The 15,928-nt window shown below is 63.8% G+C and carries 13 protein-coding genes; 2 read left to right on the forward strand and 11 right to left on the reverse strand.

Annotated features, from left to right (window positions below; genetic code table 11):
• Positions 1 to 48: 48 nt before the first annotated feature.
• From IFT99_RS03305 to arnB, 6 genes are read right to left on the reverse strand one after another with little or no spacing between them, the layout of a single operon-like run.
• A complete protein-coding gene (locus IFT99_RS03305; RefSeq protein ID WP_065989001.1) occupies positions 49 to 393 on the reverse strand; it encodes an EamA family transporter in 345 nt (114 codons plus the stop codon).
• Positions 390 to 2,042 carry a lipid IV(A) 4-amino-4-deoxy-L-arabinosyltransferase gene (gene arnT, locus IFT99_RS03310; RefSeq protein ID WP_192130422.1) on the reverse strand — a complete coding sequence of 551 codons (1,653 nt, stop codon included), beginning with the start codon at positions 2,040 to 2,042 and terminating at the stop codon, positions 390 to 392. Before arnT ends, IFT99_RS03305 begins: the two co-directional genes overlap by 4 nt.
• Positions 2,039 to 2,920: a 4-deoxy-4-formamido-L-arabinose-phosphoundecaprenol deformylase gene (gene arnD, locus IFT99_RS03315; RefSeq protein ID WP_192130423.1), complete on the reverse strand. Its 882-nt coding sequence runs from the start codon at positions 2,918 to 2,920 to the stop codon at positions 2,039 to 2,041. Before arnD ends, arnT begins: the two co-directional genes overlap by 4 nt.
• The gene (arnA, locus tag IFT99_RS03320; RefSeq protein WP_192130424.1) at positions 2,920 to 4,932 is read right to left on the reverse strand and encodes a bifunctional UDP-4-amino-4-deoxy-L-arabinose formyltransferase/UDP-glucuronic acid oxidase ArnA; all 2,013 of its coding nucleotides are present in this window, start codon (positions 4,930 to 4,932) and stop codon (positions 2,920 to 2,922) included. The genes arnD and arnA overlap by 1 nt, the downstream gene beginning before the upstream one ends.
• Positions 4,929 to 5,942 (reverse strand): undecaprenyl-phosphate 4-deoxy-4-formamido-L-arabinose transferase, encoded by a 1,014-nt coding sequence (gene arnC, locus IFT99_RS03325; protein ID WP_192130425.1) that lies wholly within the window; start codon positions 5,940 to 5,942, stop codon positions 4,929 to 4,931. Before arnC ends, arnA begins: the two co-directional genes overlap by 4 nt.
• Positions 5,939 to 7,087, reverse strand: coding sequence for a UDP-4-amino-4-deoxy-L-arabinose aminotransferase (arnB, locus tag IFT99_RS03330; protein ID WP_192130426.1), 1,149 nt, complete (start codon positions 7,085 to 7,087; stop codon positions 5,939 to 5,941). The genes arnC and arnB overlap by 4 nt, the downstream gene beginning before the upstream one ends.
• Before the next feature lie 513 nt (positions 7,088 to 7,600).
• Here arnB and IFT99_RS26440 point away from each other — a divergent pair.
• Positions 7,601 to 7,723 (forward strand): hypothetical protein, encoded by a 123-nt coding sequence (locus tag IFT99_RS26440; protein ID WP_274605102.1) that lies wholly within the window; start codon positions 7,601 to 7,603, stop codon positions 7,721 to 7,723.
• 839 nt (positions 7,724 to 8,562) lie between these two features.
• The gene (locus IFT99_RS03335; RefSeq protein ID WP_192130524.1) at positions 8,563 to 9,450 is read left to right on the forward strand and encodes a LysR family transcriptional regulator; all 888 of its coding nucleotides are present in this window, start codon (positions 8,563 to 8,565) and stop codon (positions 9,448 to 9,450) included.
• Here the strand turns inward: IFT99_RS03335 and IFT99_RS03340 are convergent.
• The 5 genes from IFT99_RS03340 to IFT99_RS03360 all read right to left on the reverse strand — a co-directional run bounded on the left by IFT99_RS03340 (position 9,440) and on the right by IFT99_RS03360 (position 15,886).
• Positions 9,440 to 10,672, reverse strand: coding sequence for an MFS transporter (locus tag IFT99_RS03340; protein WP_192130427.1), 1,233 nt, complete (start codon positions 10,670 to 10,672; stop codon positions 9,440 to 9,442). The genes IFT99_RS03335 and IFT99_RS03340 overlap by 11 nt on opposite strands.
• 145 nt (positions 10,673 to 10,817) lie before the next feature.
• On the reverse strand, positions 10,818 to 11,633 hold the full coding sequence (locus IFT99_RS03345; RefSeq protein WP_192130428.1) for a DUF1206 domain-containing protein: 816 nt from the start codon (positions 11,631 to 11,633) through the stop codon (positions 10,818 to 10,820).
• A 243-nt stretch (positions 11,634 to 11,876) separates the two neighbouring features.
• Entirely contained in the window at positions 11,877 to 12,851 is a 975-nt protein-coding gene (locus IFT99_RS03350) for an alpha/beta hydrolase (RefSeq protein ID WP_192130429.1), read from the reverse strand.
• Between the two features lie 186 nt (positions 12,852 to 13,037).
• Entirely contained in the window at positions 13,038 to 15,374 is a 2,337-nt protein-coding gene (gspD, locus tag IFT99_RS03355) for a type II secretion system secretin GspD (RefSeq protein ID WP_192130430.1), read from the reverse strand.
• Positions 15,371 to 15,886, reverse strand: a complete 516-nt coding sequence (locus IFT99_RS03360; RefSeq protein ID WP_192130431.1) for a general secretion pathway protein GspN — start codon at positions 15,884 to 15,886, stop codon at positions 15,371 to 15,373. The genes gspD and IFT99_RS03360 overlap by 4 nt, the downstream gene beginning before the upstream one ends.
• Between the last annotated feature and the right edge of the window lie 42 nt (positions 15,887 to 15,928).

Genomic DNA, 15,928 nt, shown 5'->3' on the forward strand with positions numbered 1-15,928 from the left:
ACGCGGTCGCCCCGCGCTGCCTGCCCGATTGGCAAAGACTTGACCGGCTCATGCCTGACGCCCCAGCAGCACGACGCCCGCCAGAATCAACGCGACGCCCAACCAGTGCACGGCGTCGATGGATTCCTTGAAAACGAACCGGCTGGCGAGGGTGATCAGCACCACATTCAGCCCCAGCATCGGGTAAGCGATGCCGACTTCCAGGCGTTGCAACACCAGCAGCCAGCCGACGAGGCCCAGTCCCAGACAGCCCACGGCCAGCCACAACCAGAACGAGCGCGCGGCCGCGAGCACGCCGGGGAACGTGCCGCCCCAGCGCTCCACCGCGCACTTCTGCGCGACCTGGCCCAGGCAGGTCAGCCCGCAGGTGCCCAACAACAGCAGCCAGGTCATGGCGCTGACTTCCCGTAAATGAGGATGATCAGATTGCCTTCGTCATAGCGCTCGGCGTCCTTGGGCAGCAACTCAAGCTCGCGCAGCTCCTCGTCACTTCTGCCACGCATGACCACCCCGACCTGACCCTCGCGGCGGGCTTGGGTCATCCACTCATCAATCCCCTTAAGGGTGACTTCGCGCCCTATGACGTCGGGATAGCCCAGACCGTAATCCAGTTCGTTCCAGGTGTTGAAAAACGACACGTCGGTTCTGTTAAGCCGCCACGCCAGTGCCGACGCAGCGCCCAGATCATTGCTCAGCAAGTGCGTGCTCGCTGCCAGTTGCGCTTGATGGGCAAGCACAAACTGGTCAGGCGTCTTGTTATGCACCACGTCATAGGGAAGGGCCGCGGGCAGCAACGCCACCAGCAGCCAGCTGCCCAGCGCCGGTGCGGCCCAATACTTCATCGGGCGCAGGCCTTGCAGCGCATTGCTCGCGCACCAGCCGATCAACACGATGATCGCCAGCAGCAGGTTCAGCGGTTCGTGGACGTACACCGGCTGTTGGAGTTGCAGCCAGAGCAGCACGCCCAACCCGATCAAGCCGGCGGCCCCATTCAGCCAGCCGTTGACGCGCAACGCGGTGAGTTGACCTTGCTTGAGGCGTTCGATCAGCCCATCGGCCATCAACAGCGCCACCGGCAGCAGGCACGGCAGAATGTACGTCGGCAGCTTGCCGTTGCTGACGCTGAGAAACGCCAGCGGCACCAGCAGCCACAGCAGCAGAAAGCCGATGTCGGGTCGACGCCTGCGCTGCCAGGCCTGGCGGAATGTGACCGGCAGCAACGCAGCCCACGGCAGGCACGACACCACCAGCAGTGGCAGGTAAAACCACCAGGGTTCGGCGTGCTGGGCATCGGCTCCGGCAAAGCGTCGCACATGCTCATGCCAGAAGAAGAATCGCCAGAAGTCCGGTTCCTCAACATGCACCGAGAGCACCCACGGCAGGCTCACGACGATGGCGATCAACACCGCCAGCGGCCCATAGCGAAGCAGCTCGCCAAGGCGCCGCTGCCAGAGCATGTAGGGCAGGGTGATCATCACCGGCAGTGCCCAGGCCAGAAAACCCTTGGTCATGAAGCCGATGCTGCAGGCCAGACCGATCAACGTCCAGGCGCCGAGTCGCGCACGCCCGCTGCGGTGAACGGCGCACCAGAACCCGACCAGCGTCAGGTTGGACCACAGGGTGAACTGAGGATCGAGGTTGGCATAACCAGCTTGCCCGGCAATAAAGGCGAAACTCATGAACAGCAGCGCACTGGCGAAACTCTTGCGCGGGTCGTTCCACATCCGCGCGGCGAGCCAGTAAGCAAGCACCACGCTCAGGCCACTGCTCAGCGCTGACACGATGCGCACGCCAAACAGGTTTTCACCAAAGATGGCCTGGCCGACGGCGATCAGCCAATAGCCCGCAGCGGGTTTCTCGAAATAGCGCAGGCCCATGAAATGGGGCGCGGCCCAGTGACCGCTGTGCAGCATTTCCTGGCTGATCTGGGCGTAGCGGGTCTCATCGGGAATCCACAACCCGTGGGACCCCAGCGGCAGCAGATAGAACGCGACGACGGCCAGCACCAGCAGGGCGATGTTGCGATGTTCGGCTTTGATCATCGCTGCACCCCCAGCCAGCCTTCGCGACCGCGCAGCGCCCCGCGGACCAATTGGCCCGCGGGCAAGTGATCCAGTCTGTCCGGCAACAGCGCGCCGAGGGGCTGAAAGTCGACGCCATGGTTTTTCGCCTCGCTCAACAGCGCGCGGAATCCTGGGGCCATGACGATGCCTTCGACCTCGGCGTGGACGGTGTAGACGTTCAGCTTCCAGGCCGCAAACCGCCCGAGGATGTCGTCGTTGAAGGCCTGGGCGTCGAGTTGCGGCGAAATCAGTTCGTCGTAAGTCGGCAGGTCCACCGGAATCTGCGGTGTGCCCGGCGCGCCATCGGCCAGAAGCGGACGGAATATCGAGGTGCCCCGACAGTCGCTGTTGTAGCGAAAACCGAATGCCTCTTTCGCCTGCACCACCCGCTCATCGGCGCGCCAGCCGGCGGCGGCGGAGCAGGTCACCGGGTGGCCGAGAATATCGCTGAGAACGTCAACGCCGCGCTGGATCTGATCGGCCAGCTCGGCCTCGCTCCAGCGCCCGGCATTGGCCTGCCAGCCGTGGTGATCCCAGGCATGCAATCCCACTTCATGACCGGCGTCCCGGGCACGGCGCATCAGCGGCCCGAGGTCGCGACCGATGGGTTTGCCGGGCCACGCGGTGCCTGCCAGCAGAATGTCCCAGCCGTACAGACTGGCCGCCCGGGAGCGCAGCATTTTCCAGAGGAACTGCGGCCGCGCGAGACGCCACAGATGGCGCCCCATGTTGTCCGGGCCGACGCTGAAGAAAAACGTCGCCTTGACCTGCGCTTCGTCGAGCAGGTCCAGCAGTCGCGGCACGCCGTCGCGGGTGCCTCGCCAGGTGTCGACGTCGATGCGCAGACCGGCCTTCATCAGCTGCGTGCGCCGGTGCTGACAGTCGGTTCGGCCTTCTCGGCCATGGCTTCCCGGAGGAAGAAGTCCAGGGTCTTGCCGATGGTTTCGCTCAGCTCGATGGTCGGTGTCCAGGCGATCAGCCGCTGGGCGTTGTCGATGCTAGGCTTGCGGTGGCTGACGTCCTGATAGCCCTTGCCGTAGAACGACTGGCTCTCGACCTCACGGAAACCGGCAAACGGCGGGAAGTTGTCGCGCAGCGGATGGGCCTCGAACTGACGCAGCAACTCGGCGCCCAGCTGACGAATGCTGGCTTCGTTGTCGGGGTTGCCGATGTTGATGATCTGGCCGTTGCAGAGCCCGCCCTTGTTTTCGATGATCCGCGCCAGGGCTTCGATGCCGTCGACGACATCGGTGAAGCAGCGCTTTTGCGCGCCGCCGTCCACCAGCCGGATCGGTGTGCCCTCGACCAGGTGCAGAATCAGCTGGGTAATGGCCCGAGAGCTGCCGATGCGCGCGGAGTCCAGGCGGTCCAGCCGTGGCCCCATCCAGTTGAACGGGCGAAACAGGGTGAACTGCAAACCTTTCTGCCCGTAGGCCCAGATCACCCTGTCGAGCAACTGCTTGGACACCGAGTAGATCCAGCGCTGCTTGTTGATCGGGCCGACCACCAGATTCGAGGTGTCCTCGTCAAAGCTGGCGTCCTGGCACATGCCATACACCTCCGAGGTCGACGGGAAGATGACCCGTTTGTTGTACTTGACGCAGTAGCGGACGATTTTCAGGTTCTCTTCGAAATCCAGCTCGAACACCCGCAGCGGGTTGCGCGTGTATTCGATGGGCGTGGCGATGGCCACCAGCGGCAGCACCACGTCGCACTTCTTGATGTGGTACTCGATCCACTCGGAGTGGATGCTGATGTCGCCTTCGATGAAGTGGAAGTTCGGCCTGGCGCGCAGGCGTTCGATGGCATCCGAGCCGATGTCCATGCCATAGATTTCATAGCGGTCGTCTTGCAGCAAACGTTCGGACAAGTGATTGCCGATGAAGCCGTTGACCCCGAGGATCAGCACGCGGGTGCGTCGGACCGGGCGGCGCGGGTCCATGCCCTGCAAGCGCGAGCCCTCCACCAGACCGAACTCACGGGCCAGTTGCGCGCCGCTCAGGTACAGGCCGTTGTCGCCACGCTGGCCGGCGTTGATCACCAGCGAGCCTTCGCCGCAGGCAATGCGCAACGGCTCGCAACCGAGCACCGTGCCGGGTGCTTCGCCGGTATAGCCGGTCTCTGCGCGGGCGGCCCAGACAATCAGTTTGTGCTCACCCACCGGGCAGAAAGCGCCAGGGTAGGGCTGGGTCACCGCGCGGACCAGATTGCCCAGCCGGGTGGCCGGCAGCGACCAGTCGATCAGACCGTCGGCAGCGCTGCGCCGGCCGTAACAGGTGGCGGCGGATTCATCCTGGGGTGTGCCCGGCAACCGGCCCTGGGCGAGCAATGGCAGGGTGTCCGAGAGCAGGTCTGCGGCGGTTTCACGTAACTTGCCGTGCAGGGTCAGGGCCGTTTCAGTCGGACTGATCGAGATCCGCTGCTGGGCGAAGATGGGCCCTGCGTCGGCGCGTTTGACCATCTGGTGCAAAGTCACGCCCGTCTCGCTTTCGCCGTTCACCAGCACCCAGTTGGCCGGCGCCCGGCCACGGTATTTGGGCAGCAGTGAGCCGTGCAGGTTGAACGCGCCGTCTTTCGCGCAGGCCAGCAACGGTTCGCCGAGCAGCTGGCGGTAGTAGAAGGAGAAGATGAAATCGGGTTCGAGCCGGGTGATGCGCTCAACCCACAGCGGGTGATTGGGATCTTCCGGCGCGTACACGGCGACCCCGTGCAGCGCGCACAGTTGCGCCACCGAGCCGAAGAAGGTGGTTTCCTTGGGGTCATCCGCGTGGGTGAACACCGCTGCGATGTCATACCCGGCGGCGAGCAGGGCCTGCAGGCCAACGCAGCCAATATCGTGGTAAGCAAAAACAACCGCTTTCTTGTTCATGGTGCGACCTTGTGGGCATCAGCAGAGGGGGAGGAGTTGACCGGGTAGGCGCTGGAAACAGCGGTGCGGCGCACGACCTTTTCAATGAAGAAACGCGGCCGTGCGCGCACGTCGCTGTACATGCGTCCGAGGTATTCTCCGAGCAGGCCCATGCCGATGAACTGGCCGCCGGTGAACACGAACAGCACCGCAAACAGGACAAAGGTGCCGTGCCCGGCCCAGGGCGCGCCGAAGATCAGCCGCAGGACCACCAGCGCCAAGGCGAACAGCACGCCGAGTATCGCCATGCCGAAACCGACGATGCTCAGCAGCCGCAGGGGCGTGGTGGTCATGCAGGTGATCAGGTCGAACATCAGGTTGATCAGGCGCATGGGGCTGTACTTGGAATCGCCGTGTTCGCGTTCGGCGTGCTCGACCCGAATTTCCGTGGTGTGCCGAGCGAAGCTGTTGGCCAGGATCGGGATGAAGGTGCTGCGCTCGCGGCAGGCGAGCATGGCGTCGACGATGCTGCGCCGGTACGCGCGGAGCATGCAGCCGTAGTCATTCATCGCCACGCCGGTGGAGCGCTGCACGGCGAGGTTGATGAGTTTCGACGGCCAGCGCCGCCAGGCGGAATCCTGCCGCTGGTTGCGCACCGTGCCGACCACGTCGTAACCCTGTTCGGCGAGGCGCACCAGGCGCGGAATCTCTTCCGGCGGGTTCTGCAGGTCAGCGTCCAGGGTGATGACCACGTCGCCCTTGCACTGCTCGAAGCCGGCCATGATCGCCGCGTGCTGGCCGTAATTGCGGTTGAGAATGACCGCCACGACGGGGCTGCCTGGTCGCTCGGCGGCCTGTTGAAGCAGCTCGGCCGAGGCGTCGCGGCTGCCGTCGTCCACCAGCACGATTTCGAAAGCGTGACCGATCAGGGCGCAGGCGGCCTCGGTGCGGCGCAGTAATTCGGGCAGGCTTCGTTCCTCGTTGTAGACCGGGATGACGATGGACACATAGCGGACGGGATAGGCTTTCAAGGGCGCGCTTCCACGATGGATTCAATGGCCCCGACCACCCGCTCGACATCGTCGCGGGTCATGTCCGGGAACAGCGGGATCGAACACAGCCGCGACGAATTCCACTCGGTGTTCGGCAGGTGCACGTTCGGGAAACGCTGTCGGTAATAGCGGTGCAGGTGCGTGGCGATGAAGTGAATGCCGGTGCCGATGCGCTGCTCTTGCAGGGCTTTCATGAACCCGTCGCGGTCCAGGCCGCAGCGCTCGGGGTCGATGCGCAGGATGAACAGGTGCCAGGCGTGCTGTTGCGGGTACACGGGTTGCGCCAGTGGCATGACCGGGCTGCTTGCCAGGCGGTCCAGGTAGTGGCTGGCCAGCCGGCGGCGTTGCTCGTTGATGTGATCCAGCCGGTGCAATTGCACGAGGGCGATGCTGGCGTTGATGTCCGCCAGGTTGTATTTGAAGCCCGGCTCGATGACTTCAGCCTGGGGTTTGCGGCCCAGGGTCAGGCGGTCGTAGGCATCGACGCCGAGGCCGTGGAATTTCAGCTGGCGCACGCGATCGGCCAGCACGGCATCGTCGGTGACGACCATCGCGCCCTCTGCGCAGGTCATGTTTTTGATGGCATGGAAGGAAAAGATCGCCGTGCCGCGGCTGCCTACCGGCATGCCCTTGTAGCCCGTGCCCGCCGCGTGGGCGGCGTCTTCGATGACCGCGATGCCGTGGCGCTCCGCCAGCGCGTAAATCGGGTCGAGGTCGCAGGCGGCGCCGGCGTAATGCACCGGCACAATGGCTTTGGTGCGCGGGGTGATGGCCTGTTCGATCAAATCGGCGTCGGTCATCAGCGTGTCCCGGTCAACGTCGACAAACACCGGGGTGGCGCCCAGCAGGCAGATCATGTTGGCCGTCGAGACCCAGGTCTGCGAAGGCGTGATCACTTCATCGCCGGGGCCGACGCCCAGGGCGAGCAAGGCGATGTGCATGGCACCTGTTGCGGAGGAAACAGCGATGGCATGCCGGGCACCGACCCGCTCGGCGAACTGCGCTTCGAGCTGCTGGCATTCGGGGCCCGTGGTGATCCAGCCGGAGCGCAGCACGCGGGTTACGGCCGCTACTTCTTCATCGCCGATACTGGGGCGGGAAAAAGGAAGAAAAGCCTCATTCATAATGAAAACGTCCCACTGAAGTTCAAGTTTTGAACACACCCGTCCGCTGGCGCTAACATGCACCGCCTGGGAAGTTATTTAAAACACGTGCAGGTATTCATAACGGTGCCGTTGGGCATCGTGTCATTTATGTAACTGAGTCATCAGATGATGAGATCTGATTACGTTGTTCCGGTATCACCTGATCTGGAGATTAATCTCACACCTATGAAAATAACGTTCGTGACACGTAACATTTCCGTGTGTTCGTCAGGCAGTGATAGCCAATGGATACTGGGCTATCAGCTGGATATGACGGTTGTTCGAGTATTGCCGTGGTTAGAAGCGTCATGTTTAAACATCTGACTGTTATTTCGTGCTCAGACAGCTTGGGTTCAGCATGCCGGCAGTTATCGGTAGGGTGTTATAAGCAGCCGAACTGCGGATCTGCTTTAATTCCTCCGTTGAACTTTTTTGACAGGCTGGGTGGCCGTTTTCATAAGTTAGCGCCCGGATACTTAATCGGAGCTGAACATGAAACATGCTTTGGCGAGGCTGCAGCTCACCCCACTGGATGCACGTGATGCTTTTAGCGGGACCGGCTTCAGCCGGGAAGAGGCCACCGCATTCACCCTCACTTTGCAGCGCGACATCTGACGCCTTCCCGGCTAAAGCCGGTCCCACAACGGTGTTCCGCAGCCGGTCCCCTCGGCGCATGGAATCTGTAATGGAACTGACCGGACACACGCAATGCTGTTGGTAGGACCGGCTTCAGCCGGGAAGAGGCCATCGCATTCAACCTCAGTTCCGCATTGCGCCATCCGACGCCTTCCCGGCTAAAGCCGGTCCCACAATGGTGTTCCGCAGCCAGTCCCCTCGGCGCATGGAATCTGTAATGGAACTGAATGGACACACGCAATGCTGTTCGTAGGACCGGCTTCAGCCGGGAAGAGGCCACCGCATTCACCCTCAGTTCCGCAGTGCGATATCCGACGCCTTCCCGGCTAAAGCCGGTCCCACAACGGTGTTCCGCAGCCGGTCCCCTCGGCGCATCGAATCTGTAATGGAACTGACTGGACACACGCAATGCTGTTGGTAGGACCGGCTTCAGCCGGGAAGAGGCCATCGCATTCAACCTCAGTTCCGCATTGCGCCATCCGACGCCTTCCCGGCTAAAGCCGGTCCCACAACGGTGTTCCGCAGCCGGTCCCCTCGGCGCATCGAATCTGTAATGGAACTGACTGGACACACGCAATGCTGTTCGTAGGACCGGCTTCAGCCGGGAAGAGGCCATCGCATTCACCCTCAGTTCCGCAGTGCGCCATCCGACGCCTTCCCGGCTAAAGCCGCCCCTGCAGTCGAGGTCACAACCCGCCCCACGGTCGTGATCATCGCCGGTCCCGCAATCCGGTCTGGAGTCAGCCCCACAGTCAGTGCTACAACCCGTCTCACCCAACGATGCATCACTTTCATCCATCCAAGAGCACACACCCATGATGGACAGTCTCAGCGGCATCACGGCGTTCATCACCGTGGCCGAAACCCGCAGCTTCACCGAAGCGGGGCGTCTGCTGGAAATCTCGTCGTCCGCCGTGGGCAAGAGCGTGGCGCGCATGGAGGAGCGCCTCGGCGTGCGGCTGTTCCATCGCAGCACCCGCAGCGTCACTCTGACCACCGAAGGCGAGCTGTTTCTCGATCGCTGCAAGCGCATCGTCAGCGAGGTCGAAGCGGCCGAACTGGAACTGCATGAGCTGTCCGCCACCCCACGCGGCAAAGTGCGCATCAGCGTGCCGATTCAGAACGTACTGATCATGCCGGTGCTGGCCGGGTTCATGCGCGCCTACCCGGACATCGAGCTGGAAGTGGACATGTCCGACCGTATGGTGGACGTGATCGAGGAAGGTTTCGATGCCGTGATCCGCACCGGTGCGCCCCAGGACTCGCGGCTGACCGCGCGCAAGCTCGGCGGCTTCCAGTTGCAACTGGTGGCATCGCCCGCGTACCTGAAGCGCTGCGGTGAGCCGGCGCACCCCGACGAGCTGATTCACCACACCTGCCTGCTGCACAAGTTTCCGGCCACCGGGATGATCGAGCGCTGGCCGTTGCGCGTCGGCGACACGCACATTCAGCCGAACCTTTCGCGGGCATTGACCTGCACGACGACGGACCCGCTGGCGCATCTGGCGATCGATGGCGTCGGGATTGCCTGCCTGCCGGATTTTTCCATCCGCGCGCCGCTGGCCGACGGCAGGCTGAAGGTGGTGCTCGGGGATTACACCGACCACACCGGCAACCTGTGGATGCTCTGGCCTGCGTCGAAGCAGACCGCCCCTCGGCTGCGGGTGTTGATCGACTATTTCAAGGACAACATTCTCAAGGGCTGACCCAGCGCTGCAACGCTTGAGCGATAGGCGCCCGGGCGACACCGAAGCTGAGCATCACCGCCAGGCCCAGCAGCCCCAAACCCGCGCCCAGCCACAGCGCCGCCGACACGCCCTGGTGATCGACCATCAGCCCGCCGAACAGCGAGCCCGAGGCGATCGCCACCTGAAACATGGTCACCAGCATCGCCGAACTGGCTTCCGGCAACTGCGGCGAGGTCAGTTGCATCCAGCTGCTGACGCCCAGCGGAATCGCGCCATAGGCCACCCCCCACACCAGCACCGCCAGCATCACGCCGACGCCTTGCAAATGCGGCAACGCCAGTTGCGCCAGCACCATCAGCACAATCACGGCGCCCAGCGACGCGCGCAAATGCGTGGTGAGGGTCCCGGCCATGGCGAAGTTCGCCAGCATGCCCACCAGCCCGAAACCCAGTAGCACCCCAGTAATCGCGTTGGGCGAGAACCCGGCGTACTGGCCGAGAAACGGCGCGACGTAGGTGTAGCCGGTGAAGTGCGCGGCGACCACCGTTCCGAGCAAAAGCATGCTGCGGCGCGCTGTGCCCCGGGACAGAAATGCCCGCAGCGCACGGGCTTTGAGTCCTTCGCTGGAAGGCAGCGAGGGCAGGGTGATGGCCTGCGCTGCCAGAGCGATCAGGCCCAATCCGGCGGTGACGACGAAGGACATGCGCCATGAAAAGACCGTGCTGACGAAGGTCCCGAACGGCACCCCGAACACCGTGGCCAGGGTGATACCGGCGAAGATCAGCGCCGTGGCTTTAGCCGCCCTCGACTCGCTGACCAGACGCCCGGCCGCCGCAATCGCCACGGCCCAGAAGCCTCCGAGGGAAATCCCTAATAGCCCGCGACCCAGCAGCATGATCGGCAGCGACGGTGACACCGCGCAGATCAGGTTCGACAGCACCAGTAGCAGGCTGAGGAACAGCAACAGAAGCCGGCGGTTCATGCGCCCGGCACCCAGGATGATCGCCGGCGCGGAGATCGCCGCGACGATGCCCGGTACGGCGACCATCAGCCCCGCCACCCCATCGGTGACGTGAAGGCTTTCGGCGATCTGCGGCAGAACGCCCACCGGCAGGTATTCGGCAGTCACAAAGGCAAACGCGCCCAAGGCCACGGAATACACCGACAGCCACTCGCGCCAGGAGGGGGACGCCGAGGACATGGGCGTCACGTGGGTCGAAACAACGGGCAAGTCGTGCATGGGGAAAGCTCCACCGTAATGAGTGGAGCCATGCTAGGGAGCGAGGGCGCGGGGAAAAACAGCCTGGGGTTCCGATCACTGTGGATCGATGACTCCGCAATCAGTCAATCTGCAGGTGCTCTGAACCGCCTGATCCCGCGGAGGCTCAGGCCTGGGCCATGCCGGGCACGTCCATGTTGATCCGGCGCCAGGCGGCTTCGGCAAAGCTGTACGCCGAAAACGCGATCAGGCCCAGCGCCATGACCATCAACACCACGCCGCCTGCCGGCAGGTTTTGCAGCGCGTTGAGCGCATCTTTCAGCCCGGGCGGGTGCATCGCCTGATAGCTCGAGCCGCTGATGGCCAGCAGCACGCCGATTTCGACGAACGCCACGCCGCGCGCGATCAGGCCGAAGCGGGACACCGGGGTCACGTATTTCATGACGTCATCGTCGGCCTCGAAATACTTCTCGAAGGACGCTTTCCAGCCCTTGAAGAAATGCGCAATGCCGACGCCGAACGGCACCAGCGCAACCAGGTAGACGACCAGATTGGAGTGTTTCCACGACAGCAGGTAAGCCAGCAGGTCTTCGGTTTGACCTCCGCCACCACCGCCGGAGCTGCGCAGGCCGTCGATCAACAGGCCCAGGGCAAAGAACGCCAGCGCACCGTTGACCAGACCGCCGGCGAGCAGGCCGCCGCGAATGACCAGGCCCTTGAACTCCCTGCCGTGATGGTCGACGTCGCGAGTGGCTTGCAACACCCGCCAGGCCGCGAATGCCAGCAGACCTGCCACCACCAGCCCGACCAGAAAGTGACCGAAGGGCTGGCTGAACAGGGCTTCGAGGCTGCTGTGGCTGTCCTTGGGGCGTGACGAATCGCGGGCGGCGAGCAAGGCGAAAATGCCGATGATCAGGTACATAACGCCGCGTGCGGCATATCCCGCTCGTGCGAGCAGGACCAGGGTGTGATGCGGGGACATCGAAGGTTCTCCGGGAAAGCGATTGATCAGCAGACCCGAGACGGCACGAGGGGTTCGATCGGGTTTAGCGGGAGGGCCCTGCGATTGCTTTTGGTGGGACCGGCTTCAGCCGGGAAGAGGCCGGTATGAACACCCTCAAATTGGCGGTGTGGCTGCTGATGCCTTCCCGGCTAAAGCCGGTCCCACAATTCTGCGTCACGGCCAGGTCCCGCTAGAAAGCGGCGCGCAGTCAGTCGAATTCGGTCAACCCGCCGTAGATTGAATGCGCTGACGAATCCAGGCGCGGCTATGCTCCAGCACACGGTCGGCCATCAGGGTGGGGAAGTGGATGAAGCCATGGGGCGCTTCCGGCAGCAGGTGCACTTCGACCCCTGCGGTCTTGCCCCAGCGATCCGCCAGTTGCAGGGTGTCATCGCGCAGCGGGTCCAACTCGCCGACCCACATCAACGCGGGCGGGAAACCGGAGAAATCCCCATACAACGGCGACAACGGCGGCGCCTGACGCTGGACGTCGCTGATGTCGGGCGTGAGCATGCGCAGGGCCTCGACCATTCCCGGGCCGTCCAGCACCAGCGTATCGGGGCCTGCCGTGCGCACGCTCGGCGTACCGGTCAGGTCGTAGACGCCGTAGTAGAGCAGGGCGCCGCACACGCGCTTGAACAACTCGGGCCAGGCCTTGAGCTGCAGCAGCGTCGTCCCGGCCAGATGCCCGCCCGCCGATTCGCCGACGACGATCACCGGCAGCCCGGCGAATTCCGGGCAGCCATCACCCAGCAACCAACGCGCGGCGACGAGGCAATCCTCCATCAGCCCTTCCACCGGCGTTGAGCCAGCGAGCCGATAGTCAACCGAGACCACCGCCACTTCGCACGCCCGCACCATCGCCATATTGAGGTCGTCATTCATCTGCGCATTGCCGATGACCCAGCCGCCACCATGAATGTCCAGCACCACACCTTTGGCCTTGCCCCTGGGCCGAATGATCCGCACCGGCAAGCGATGACCGTCGACACTCGCCGTGGTGGTTTCAGCGTGCAAGCCATGGCGGGCCAGCTTGGCCGCGCCATTGAGCTGGCCAACGCGCAACAGTGATTGGATCAAAAGGGGCGTGAAGCGATTGCGGATACGAAACCGCGGCAGCCAGGCCAGCTTCTTGTTGAACCGCCGCGCCTGCGCCAGTTCGTCGTCGTGAAAATGCAAACCGTCGTTGCTGTCCAATTGCGTGCGCTCTCTCGGGCTCAAACCCGCCAGTCATGGGTACTGTCTTGGTCTTCGCCCGAGGCCGAGAGTTTCACGCGCGGGAGTAAAGCAATCTCAGGCCCCCGAGGCAGAAGCGACGGCGCCAAGGTGCCCTCGGTGGATTTGATCGGATCGTGCCCACGCGGAGCGCGGGAACGATCAAAACTACCGAGTACTCATCGGCGGCGTCGGCTTGATCAACTGCAGTTGCTGACGATAATCATCGGTCACTTGCCGCGCCTGGCTGTTGCTGGTGATGACTCGTGGGGTGATCAGCACGACCAGCTCGGTGCGTTTCTTGCTCTTGACGGTGTTGCCGAACAGCCAGCGCAGGCCGGGGATGCTGCCCAGGTACGGCACGGCAGACACGGTGTCGGCGTTGTCCTGTTTGATCAGGCCGCCAAGCAACACGGTCTGACCACTCTGCACCGCCACCTGGGTCGACACCGAACGCGTCGAGATCCGTGGGTTGCCGTTGGCGTCAGTGGCCGTGTCGTTGGCGTCGCTGACCTGCTGCTGAATGTCCATGTACACCAGACCGCCCGGATTGATGCGCGGCACGACGTCGAGGATGACCCCGGTCTGCACGTATTCAACGCTGCTCAGGGTGGCGGTGGTGGTCGAGGTGTTGACCGTGGTCTGGCTGATCGGGATGTTGTCACCAACCTGAATCTGCGCCTGCTGGTTGTTCATCACCACCAGCGAAGGCGCCGACAGCACTTGCGTGCGGCCACTCTGTTCCAGCGCGTGAAGGGCGATCTGCAGGTTGTTGCTGACGAAGGAATAGAACAGCGAATCGGTGGCACCGAGCCCGGCACCGCCGCCGCCCAGAGCGCCCTGACTGCCGGCGGTGTTCGCGACAGTAGTGCTGGCGGAATTGCCGGCCAGACGACCGAGGTACCACTGCACGCCGAGGTCCAGCTCGCCGGTCAGGTTCACTTCCAGAATCCGCGTTTCGATCTGCACCTGCATCGGCGCGTTGTCCAGTCGCTTGATGGCCGACTCGATCTCGGCCCACTGGGCCGGACGCGTGCGGATCAGCAACTGGTTACTGCTCTGCTGCGCGGTGATGCGCGTGCTGTCGTCCAGGCGCTTGCTGGCGCCCGAGTCACTCGAGGCGGCGTCCGAACTGTCGCTCTGTCCGCTGCTGTCGGCGCTGTCCTCGGAGGTTTCGCCGTCCTGCTCTTCTTCACCTTGCTGAGTGCCGTTCTGCAAACCGCCATTGGCGCCACCCATGCCCGAGCCCAGGCCACCGCCCATCCCGGAGCTGCCATTCAGGCCCTGACCACTGCCGCTCAATCCGCCGCTGCTGCCGGTGCCACTGCCGTTGAGCGAGGACAGCGAACGGGTGCGCAGGCCCGGCGCGACCTTGGCCGCGCTGTCGTCCTTGATCTGGCCGTTGCCGTAAATCTGCCGCAGGTATTTGGCCAGGTCCGTGGCTTTCATGTTGCGCACGTCGTAGACGTACATCTGCGGCTCGTTGCCACCGCCTTCGTCGATGGTGTGAATCCAGTCGCCGACTTCGCTCAGGTAACGCGGCTGGGAAGAAATCGCCACCACCGAGTTGGTCCGCTCGATGGGCAGAAACTTGACCATGCCGGCCAACGGCATGCCGCTGTCCGGGCCGAACATCTTCTGCAGCTCCGGCATCAGTTCGCTGACGCTGGCGCGCTGCAAGCCATACACGGCGATGGACATGCCCTTGAGCCAGTCGACGTCGAAGGTGTCGATGGTGTCCTGATAGTTGGCCAGTTCATCCGGCGTACCGGCGAGGCTCAATACGTTGCGCGCCGGATCGACCAGCAAGAACGCGTTGTCACGGGCAAAGGGTTTGAGCAGCTTCTGCATCTCGGTGGCCGAGATAAAGTGCAGCGGGAACAACCGCGCCGACAGCCCGGTAGCCGGGCGCGCCACCGGCATCTCGGGCACCAGCTTGCCGGCCACGGCCTGGTTGGCCGGGAGGATCACGTAACGGTCGCCCTGGCGGATCATTGCGTTGTCGGTCCACGACAGCAGCGTTTCGAGAATCGACAGCGCCTGCTGCTTGTTCACCGGTTGCGAGGTGGAGAAGCTGACGTCGCCTTTCACGCCCTGATTGATGCTGTAGTTCTCGTGCAGCAAATCGCCGAGAACGGTGTTGATCACCGCTTCGATGGGCTGATTGGCGAAGTTGAACGTGATGTCGCCGGCCGGCGCGGCCGCGCCTTTCGCACCCGCGCCGGTCTGCGCCGGGCCGGCACCGCGCACGAACGTCTGGTTGCCACGAATGATCTGCTGGCGCGCGGGCGCAGGCCTGGCGCCAGGATTGTTCGGGCTCGGCGCTTCGACCGGATCGCTGACCGGGCCTCGCTGCGAGCCGGTGCCATTGAGTGCTTCCTGCATCAGGGCCGGATCATTTTCAAAACGTTCCGGAGTGGACGCGCATCCGGCCAGGGCCACGGCGGTGGCCAGGCACAACAACGGGCTGCGCAGACGGGAAAACTCAGGGGTGCGATTGTTCATGGTGTGGGTACGTTTGGAAGAGTAATAGGGGGGACTTTCGACGGCGGCGGAAGGCGCAGCAGGGGCAGTCGCAGTTCGCGGGTCTGGCCCTGATGGCTGAAAGTGGCGTGTTGCGGCGTGACCGAATCCAGGGTCCAGCCATTGTCCAGCGTGCTGCCGACGGCCAGCTTGAGGCGGCGCTTCTGCGGCAGTTGCAGCAGCACCCACTGTGAAGCGCCATCGATGATCACGCCGCTCAGGCTGATGCCGTCCAGGGACGAGGCCCGGGATTTGCCGGTAACCAGATCAGGCTTGCGGTCCGGGCTGAACATCGACTGCTGCCAGGTCAGCGTGAGCGCCTGAGCCGGCAGCGAGGGCAACGCCGCGGGCCCGGCGGTTGGTGCCGCTTCACGGGCTTCGCCGGCCGGCAACCAGTCGATCTCCTGACCGGCGCCCATGCTCAGGCTGACGGCAACGGCGGCGAGGGCGACCGTGACAGCGCCGAGCGCGAGGGTAAGGGAGTCGAACTTCATGCGTCAGGCTCCTCGGACGGTGTCAGTGGTTGGGGTTGATCA

This window comes from Pseudomonas sp. CFBP 8772 (assembly GCF_014841665.1).
GTDB lineage: Bacteria > Pseudomonadota > Gammaproteobacteria > Pseudomonadales > Pseudomonadaceae > Aquipseudomonas > Aquipseudomonas graminis_B.

Coding starts and splice junctions, on each gene's coding strand:
- IFT99_RS03345 (WP_192130428.1), bottom strand. CDS start 11,633: ATGTCCCCGCATCACACCCTGGTCCTGCTCGCACGAGCGGGATATGCC.
- arnT (WP_192130422.1), bottom strand. CDS start 2,042: ATGATCAAAGCCGAACATCGCAACATCGCCCTGCTGGTGCTGGCCGTC.
- gspD (WP_192130430.1), bottom strand. CDS start 15,374: ATGAACAATCGCACCCCTGAGTTTTCCCGTCTGCGCAGCCCGTTGTTG.
- IFT99_RS03360 (WP_192130431.1), bottom strand. CDS start 15,886: ATGAAGTTCGACTCCCTTACCCTCGCGCTCGGCGCTGTCACGGTCGCC.
- arnB (WP_192130426.1), bottom strand. CDS start 7,087: ATGAATGAGGCTTTTCTTCCTTTTTCCCGCCCCAGTATCGGCGATGAA.
- IFT99_RS03305 (WP_065989001.1), bottom strand. CDS start 393: ATGACCTGGCTGCTGTTGTTGGGCACCTGCGGGCTGACCTGCCTGGGC.
- arnA (WP_192130424.1), bottom strand. CDS start 4,932: ATGAACAAGAAAGCGGTTGTTTTTGCTTACCACGATATTGGCTGCGTT.
- IFT99_RS03340 (WP_192130427.1), bottom strand. CDS start 10,672: ATGCACGACTTGCCCGTTGTTTCGACCCACGTGACGCCCATGTCCTCG.
- IFT99_RS03335 (WP_192130524.1), top strand. CDS start 8,563: ATGGACAGTCTCAGCGGCATCACGGCGTTCATCACCGTGGCCGAAACC.
- arnD (WP_192130423.1), bottom strand. CDS start 2,920: ATGAAGGCCGGTCTGCGCATCGACGTCGACACCTGGCGAGGCACCCGC.
- IFT99_RS26440 (WP_274605102.1), top strand. CDS start 7,601: ATGAAACATGCTTTGGCGAGGCTGCAGCTCACCCCACTGGATGCACGT.